Source organism: Sandarakinorhabdus limnophila DSM 17366 (assembly GCF_945882885.1).
In the GTDB taxonomy this organism is placed as follows: domain Bacteria; phylum Pseudomonadota; class Alphaproteobacteria; order Sphingomonadales; family Sphingomonadaceae; genus Sandarakinorhabdus; species Sandarakinorhabdus limnophila_A.
In genome coordinates, this window is record NZ_CAMCWT010000084.1 from 1 (window position 1) to 6746 (window position 6746).

A 6746-nucleotide genomic window follows, 5' to 3' on the forward strand; every position below is an offset into this window, starting at 1 on the left:
GTGCCGGCGCCGGCCAGGATCAGCACCGGGCCTTCGGTCGTCGTCACGGCCTCGCGCTGCGGCGGATTCAGCCCGGCCAGCCATGGCGGCTCACGGGTCGCAGAATCATGGGCCACAGGCAGTGTCATATGTGAACAAGTAAGGAACAACGCCGCCGCTGCCAAGCGGCAAACCGTCCCCTGACTCAAAGCGCCGCGGCTGCCGCCGTTCCTCCCCTTGTGGCCTGATCGACAAGGATGAACGATGACCGCGATGCTGAAGCCGCCAGTGCAGATGGTGCGCGATCTGGGGTGGCGGCAGGTGTTGGGCCTGGATCAGGCCGATGACGGTTTCTGGGCCGAGGTGCGTGGCCAGCAGTTGGCGCAACTGGCACGCAATGTGCCGTTCAATCTCAGCCCGCTTACGGTCAACCTGGTGGCGGTGCTGGCGGTGTTCGGTCGTTCGGTGCCATTCACCGGACTGGCTCCATGGCTGTGCGGCATCGCCGTGTTGGCCGGCCTGTGGAGCCTGCGCATCGTGCGCCGCCGGCCACAACCCGGGCGGCGCCGGGCCGGCCGGTTGGAATTTTGGCGGGTGACGGCGGAAATCGGCGCGCTGGCGACCTTCTGGGCCGGGAGGGTACATGCCCTGGCGCCGTCGCAACCGGCAGAAGGCCAATCGGTGCTGTTGCTGTTCTCGCTGGTCGGCCTCGGTGCGGTGACGAGCGCGGCGGCCACCATGCCGGTTGCCGTGCTGCTGGTGTGCTGTGCCATCACAATCAGCATGGTGCTGGCCTTTCCAGCCGGCACCGCGCTCGATCATCCGCTCGTGCTATTGGGCCTGGCCAGTTTTGTTGCCATCAAGCTGCGCTCCGCGCTGGTCACCACCTATCACACCATGGCCCGGCTGAAGAGCGAGGCCGATCTTTCGGAACAGGGCGAAGTCGTCCGCCTGCTGCTCAACGAATATGAATCGAACGGATCGGATTGGCTGCTGGAACTGGATGGGCGCGGCTGCCTGACCCATGTCACAACCCGCTTTGCCGATGTCGCGCGCCGCCGCCGCGCCGACATGCTGGGCCAGCCGCTGCTGGCGCTGCTGGATCCGGTGCAGGGCGGAGCGACCACGGCGGCGCTGGCCCATGCCCTGAGCGAACGGGAGGCGTTTCGCGATCTGGTGGTGCCGGTGCCGCTGGGCCGCGACCTGCGGTGGTGGGCACTTTCAGGCACGCCGAAACAGGATGCGGCCGGCAATTTCACCGGATTTCGCGGTGTTGGCCGCGACGTGACCGAGGTGCGGCGCAGCCAGGAATGCATCGCGCAACTGGCGCGCTTCGATCCGCTCACCGGGTTGGCCAACCGCAGCCTGTTCCGCGAATCGCTCGATGATCTGGTTGAAAATGCTGCCCTGTCGGGCAAGCCGGCGGCGCTGCTGTTTGTCGATCTGGATCGTTTCAAGGCGGTGAATGATTGTTTCGGCCACGCTGCCGGCGACCTGTTGCTGCGCCAGGTGGCGCAGCGCCTGGCGGCGTTGGTGCAGGCCCAGGTGAAGGGCGGCGCCACCATCGCGCGGCTGGGCGGCGATGAATTTGCCATCGTGCTGCCCGATGGCAGCGGTGATCGCGCCGAAAAACTGGCGCAACGCATCGTGAAGGACATGGCACGGCCGTTCCCACTGGGCGATGAAGGCCGCGCCGGTGCCGCGGTGGTGGGGGCATCGGTGGGCTGGGCGCTGGCGCCGTTCGATGCCGATACGCCGGAAGATCTGCTGCGCTGCGCTGATCTGGCACTCTATCGGGTGAAGGAACAGGGCCGCGGCGCGGCCTGCCGCTTTGCCCCGGAAATGGCCTAAGCCGTGGCCGAGCGCCGCAAGCTGGAAGCCGATCTGGCCGCCGCGCTGGATCGTGACCAGTTGCGACTGCTGTTCCAGCCGGTGGTGGACTCAACGGATGAACGCATCACCGGGTTCGAAGCGCAGCTGCGCTGGCATCATCCGGAACTGGGCGTGGTCTCTCCGCTGGATTTCGTGCCGGTGGCCGAGGAAACCGGCCTGATCGTGCCGATCGGCGCCTGGGTGATCGATGAGGCGCTGGCCTGGGCGACGCGCTGGCCGGCGCATGTGAAGGTTTCGGTCAATCTGTCGGCGGTGCAGGTGGAAGAGGCGCACCTGCCCGATGTGATCGCCAAGGCGTTGGCCCGCCACCAGATCGGCCCGGAGCGGCTGGAACTGGAAATCACCGAAAGCCTGTTCCTAGCGGAAAAGCCGGCGGTGATCGACGTGCTGGCGCGACTGACGGCGATGGGGGTGAGTTTCGCGCTCGATGATTTCGGCACCGGCTATTCGGCGCTGGGCACGCTGCAGAAAGCCAGTTTCAGCCGCATCAAGATCGATCGCAGCTTTGTGGCGCGGGCCTCGGCGATGGGCGATGAGGCCAGCGCCATCATCCAGGCCATCGTGCGCCTGGCCGCCAGCCTTGATATGCAGACGACGGCTGAAGGCACCGAAACCCGCGCCGCCTTCGAATTGTGCCGGCAACTGGGCTGCACGCAGGTGCAGGGCTATCTGTTCGGCAAACCGATGCCGCCCGAGGAAGCCACGCGGTTGGTGTGCGAGGCGGTGCTGACCTGAGCTTGGCTCAGTCTTCGTCCACCCAACTCCGCAACAGCGTGTGGGCAATGGCCAACGGTGGCGGGGCGAGGAAATCGCCGGTGCCGGCCAGTGCAGCCCGCGCCTCGTCCTTGGTCACCCAGCGCACCTCTTCCAGTTCATCCTCGTCCAGCCGCACCTCGAAACCTTCGGCCTCGGCAAAGGCGGCGATCATCAGACTGGACGGGAAGGGCCACGGCTGGCTGGCGAGATACAGCACCCGGCCGGTCTCGATGCCGGCCTCTTCCCACAATTCGCGGCGCACGGCTTCCTCCAGGCTCTCGCCCGGTTCGACAAAGCCGGCCAGCGCCGACAGGAAGCCCTTGGGGAAGCGCGGCTGGCGGCCGATCAGGGCGTGGCCATCCTTTACCGCCAGCATGATCACGACCGGATCGACGCGTGGGAAATGTTCGGCCTTGCAGGCGATGCAAGAGCGGGCATAGCCGGCCTTTGAAAGCTCCGTCTTGCCGCCGCACACTGCGCAAAAGCCGTGGCGTTGGTGCCAATCGATGATGCTGCGCGCCTGCGCCACGATGGCGGCTTCGCGTGCCGGCAGCAGGGCACCGGCAGCGCGCGCATCCAGCAATTTGCCACCAAAATCCGCCACCAGTTCATCCGACGGGGCCGCGGCGGCAAAGCGCGGCCCATCCGGGCCAACCCCCAGAAAGATCGAAAGCGCATCGTGCGGCACATCCGAACGATAGGCCCACAGGATCGTCGGGTTGTCGCCCGGCCGTACCACAGGGTTGAGGCCATCCAGCACCAGCCAGCGCGCATCGGGCCGGGCGCGCATGGCAATCAGCGCGGCGGGGTCGCGCCGGATCTCGTCAGCGCGGTCGAGTTCATTGCCGGAAAAGCCGGTGACCGGCACATCATGGAAAATCGTCATGCCGCCTTGTTCCCCTTGAAATCATCGGCGGCAAGCCCCCGGCGCGCTGCCTTGGCAAAAAGCGTGGGCATGCCGGCGGATTCGACTTCGCTCAGCGCCAGCCAGTCGCCTGCGAGCGCCGGCCGAGACTGCAGGATCAGCGCCTGCACGCTGAGTTCCAGATCGAAATGGGTGAAGCCGTGACGAACCATGCCCAGCGATTGCCATTCGCCTTCCAGCGGCGGTGCGCCGCCCCCGCGCCAATCGCAACTCGGCAGCGCCCGCATGCCGCCGAGCAGGCCCTTGGCCGGGCGCAGTACCGTCAACACCGCGCCGTCCGCCTCGATCCACCAGGCCGTGCCCTGCCTTGTGGGCCGTGCCTTTTTCGCGGCCTTCACCGGGAAGGCACCGGGCGTGCCCGCCTTGTGGGCGGCGCAGGATGCGATCAGCGGGCAGGCGAGGCAACGTGGGGACCGCGCCGTGCAGACGCGGCGGGCCAGATCCATCATCGCCTGCGCGAAATCGCCGGCCTGCCCCTGCGGCACCAGCGGCGTGAGGGCCGCCCTGATGGCCACGCGGGCCGCGGGCAGGGGCGTCGCAATCCCAAACATCCGGCTCACCACCCGTTCGATATTGCCGTCGATCACCACGGCATCGCGGCCGAAACCGAACGCCGCCACCGCCGCCGCCGTATAATCGCCAATGCCGGGCAGATCGCGCAATTCGGCTTCGCTGGCCGGGAATCGCCCGCCGTGCCGTTCCACCACCGCCCGCGCGCAGGCCAGCAGGTTACGTGCGCGCGCGTAATAACCAAGGCCGGCCCAGGCCTGCATCACCGCTTCATCCCTGGCCGCTGCCAGTGCCGAAACCGTCGGCCAGGCTTTCGTGAAGGCGTGGAAATAGGGTGTCGCCGCCTCCACCGTCGTCTGCTGCAGCATCACTTCGGACAGCCAAACACGATAGGGCCAATCCGGGTCGCCCGGAAGCTGCCTGCCGGGCGGATTGCGCCACGGCAGGTCGCGCGCATGGGCGCGGTACCAGTGGAGAAGTTCGTGGGGCCAGCTATCGGTCACGCCGCGTCTATGGCATGGATCCGGCGATGCCGAAAACGCCTTCAAAAGCTGCGCCGCCAAAGCCGCAGGACAAACCGCGTGGCGGCCGCGCCAAGCCGATTGCCGAGCTGGTCAGCGATGTCGGCGGCCAGGCCTTCAAGCGCTTCGGGTTCACGCATTCGGCGCTGAATGATCGCTGGGCCGAAATCGTTGGGCCCCAATTTGCCCGGCACAGCCGGCCGCTGCGGCTGCGTTTCCCGCGCGGCCAGAAGGATGGCGGCACGCTGGCCGTGGCCGCCACTGGCGCGCTCGCGCCCATGTTGCGCCATGTCGAAGCGCAGATCATCGAACGCGCCAATCGCATCCTGGGTTTTGCCGCGGTCGCCCGCATTGCGATCGAACAGGGCGCCGCCACCATGGCACCGCCGCCCGAACCGCCACCGCCGCCGCCCGGGCCACTGCCGGAAGCCACGCGCACCACGCTGCGGGACATTGCAGACCCGGAATTGCGCGCCACGTTGCAATCGCTGGCCGAAGCGCTGGCCACCTCCAACGGCCTGCCGAAAATTCGCTGACGGGAAGGGGCTTGGCGCTGCCGCCTGCGCCACGCTACAGAAGGCTCATGCGACTTGCTCTAGCCTTCCTAATTTCCGGCCTCGCCGCTGGCCCGCTGATTGCAGCACCCGCCAAACCGGCCGCGCGCGTCGTGGTCGCTTCCGCCGATTGGTCCACGCGCCTTGCCACCACGTCGCAGGGCGGCATCTTGATGGGCAATCCCAATGCGCCGGTGAAGCTGATCGAGTTCGGCAGCCTCACCTGCCCGCACTGCCGCGCCTTTCACGAAGCCGGCCTGCCGGTGATCCGCAGCCGCTGGCTGGCGGCTGGTCAGGTGAGTTATGAATATCGGCCGTTCTCGTTGAACGGTATCGATCTGATGGCCGGGCTGCTGATGCAGTGCCAGGCCGCGCCGCAGGCCTGGGCTTTCGTCAACCGCATCTATGCCCGCCAGGATCAGCTGATCCAGCCCTTCATGACCATCCCGGAAGCCGAACGCACCCGTATCCAGGCGCTGCCGCAGGACAGTCAAGGCAATGCCATGGCCATCGCCGGCAAGCTGCCGGAATTCGCTGCTGCTGCCGGCCTGCCGCGCGCCCGTTATGACGCCTGTGTTGCGGCCAAGCCGGGGATGGACCGGCTGCTCGCCATCCGCGCTGATGCCGTGCAGAATCACCAACTGCAGGGCACGCCCAGTTTCCTGATCAACGGCCGCATGCAAACCGACGTGTTTGATTGGGCCGCGCTTGAACCATTGCTTGATGCCGCCGTGAAGGCCGCTCCTGGAAGGACGAAATGATGCGCTTGCTTCTTGCTGTTTCCGCTCTCGCACTGATGCTCGCCGCTTGCGGCGAAAAGACCGCCACGCCAGACGCCTCTGGTGCTGCCGATGCGCCGGCCGGCCCCGCCGTGGCCGCGCCGGCAGGCCAGAACTGGGTGGATGTCGTGGCCGCCACGCCAGAAGGCGGCTTCCGAATGGGCAACCCCGATGCCCGCGTGAAGCTGGTCGAATTCGCCTCGCTCACTTGCCCGCACTGCCGCGAATTCCATGAAGCCGCCACGGCCACGCTCAAATCCAAATATGTCGCCAGCGGCAACGTTTCCTATGAATATCGTAACTTCGTGCTGAACGGCCCGGATTATGCCGCCACCGTGCTGGCCCGCTGTCAGGGTCCGGCGGCCTTCTTCGGCCTGCTCGACAATTTCTATGCTGATCAGATGGGCTGGACCGAGCCGTTCGGCCGCATCGGCAAGGCCGATCAGGAGGCGCTCAGCAAGCTGCCGGAAGATCAGGCCATTGCCCGCATGGCCGAACTGGGCGGCCTGGCTGACTATGTGAAGCTGCGCGGCATCCCGCGGGCCAAGTTCGATCAGTGCCTCGCCGATCCGGCGCAGCTGAAGGCCGTGAATGATCTCAGGAACCAGGCAGTGAACGAGCTGAAGCTCACCGGGACGCCCAGCTTCATCATCAACGGCACGGTGCAGGAAGGCGTGTTTAGCTGGGCCGATCTCGAAACCAAGCTGCAGGCGGCTCTCCGGTAAGCGCCCTTGGAATTTCGCCGTCTTCGCCTTGCGGGCTTCAAGTCCTTCGTTGAACCGGTCGATCTGCTGATCGAACCGGGGTTGACCGGTGTTGTCGGCCCCAA

Annotated in this window: 7 protein-coding genes; 5 read left to right on the forward strand and 2 right to left on the reverse strand. The window is 66.7% G+C overall.

The annotated features are described in order from the left end of the window. Positions 1-243 precede the first annotated feature (243 nt). Both Q7O19_RS12575 and Q7O19_RS12580 read left to right on the forward strand, forming a co-directional pair. Positions 244-1830, forward strand: coding sequence for a sensor domain-containing diguanylate cyclase (locus tag Q7O19_RS12575; protein WP_303810847.1), 1587 nt, complete (start codon positions 244-246; stop codon positions 1828-1830). Positions 1831-1833: 3 nt separating this feature from the next. Next, positions 1834-2607, forward strand: coding sequence for a bifunctional diguanylate cyclase/phosphodiesterase (locus Q7O19_RS12580; protein WP_303810848.1), 774 nt, complete (start codon positions 1834-1836; stop codon positions 2605-2607). Positions 2608-2614: 7 nt separating this feature from the next. Here Q7O19_RS12580 and nudC read toward each other — a convergent pair whose 3' ends face one another. Both nudC and Q7O19_RS12590 read right to left on the reverse strand, forming a co-directional pair. Then, complete coding sequence (gene nudC, locus Q7O19_RS12585) at positions 2615-3514, reverse strand: NAD(+) diphosphatase (protein WP_303810849.1); 900 nt, start codon at positions 3512-3514, stop codon at positions 2615-2617. Then, positions 3511-4566, reverse strand: coding sequence for an A/G-specific adenine glycosylase (locus tag Q7O19_RS12590; protein ID WP_303810850.1), 1056 nt, complete (start codon positions 4564-4566; stop codon positions 3511-3513). The genes nudC and Q7O19_RS12590 overlap by 4 nt, the downstream gene beginning before the upstream one ends. 26 nt (positions 4567-4592) lie before the next feature. On the opposite strand from Q7O19_RS12590, the gene Q7O19_RS12595 reads away from it, so the two are divergent. The 3 genes from Q7O19_RS12595 to Q7O19_RS12605 are packed head-to-tail and all read left to right on the forward strand — an operon-like array spanning position 4593 to position 6642. Then, positions 4593-5120, forward strand: a complete 528-nt coding sequence (locus Q7O19_RS12595) for a DUF721 domain-containing protein (protein ID WP_084706803.1) — start codon at positions 4593-4595, stop codon at positions 5118-5120. A 47-nt stretch (positions 5121-5167) separates the two neighbouring features. Further along, positions 5168-5899: a thioredoxin domain-containing protein gene (locus tag Q7O19_RS12600; RefSeq protein ID WP_303810851.1), complete on the forward strand. Its 732-nt coding sequence runs from the start codon at positions 5168-5170 to the stop codon at positions 5897-5899. Next, the gene (locus Q7O19_RS12605) at positions 5896-6642 is read left to right on the forward strand and encodes a thioredoxin domain-containing protein (RefSeq protein ID WP_303810852.1); all 747 of its coding nucleotides are present in this window, start codon (positions 5896-5898) and stop codon (positions 6640-6642) included. Before Q7O19_RS12600 ends, Q7O19_RS12605 begins: the two co-directional genes overlap by 4 nt. Positions 6643-6746 lie beyond the last annotated feature (104 nt).

Coding starts and splice junctions, on each gene's coding strand:
- Q7O19_RS12575 (WP_303810847.1), top strand. CDS start 244: ATGACCGCGATGCTGAAGCCGCCAGTGCAGATGGTGCGCGATCTGGGG.
- nudC (WP_303810849.1), bottom strand. CDS start 3,514: ATGACGATTTTCCATGATGTGCCGGTCACCGGCTTTTCCGGCAATGAA.
- Q7O19_RS12595 (WP_084706803.1), top strand. CDS start 4,593: ATGCCGAAAACGCCTTCAAAAGCTGCGCCGCCAAAGCCGCAGGACAAA.
- Q7O19_RS12600 (WP_303810851.1), top strand. CDS start 5,168: ATGCGACTTGCTCTAGCCTTCCTAATTTCCGGCCTCGCCGCTGGCCCG.
- Q7O19_RS12605 (WP_303810852.1), top strand. CDS start 5,896: ATGATGCGCTTGCTTCTTGCTGTTTCCGCTCTCGCACTGATGCTCGCC.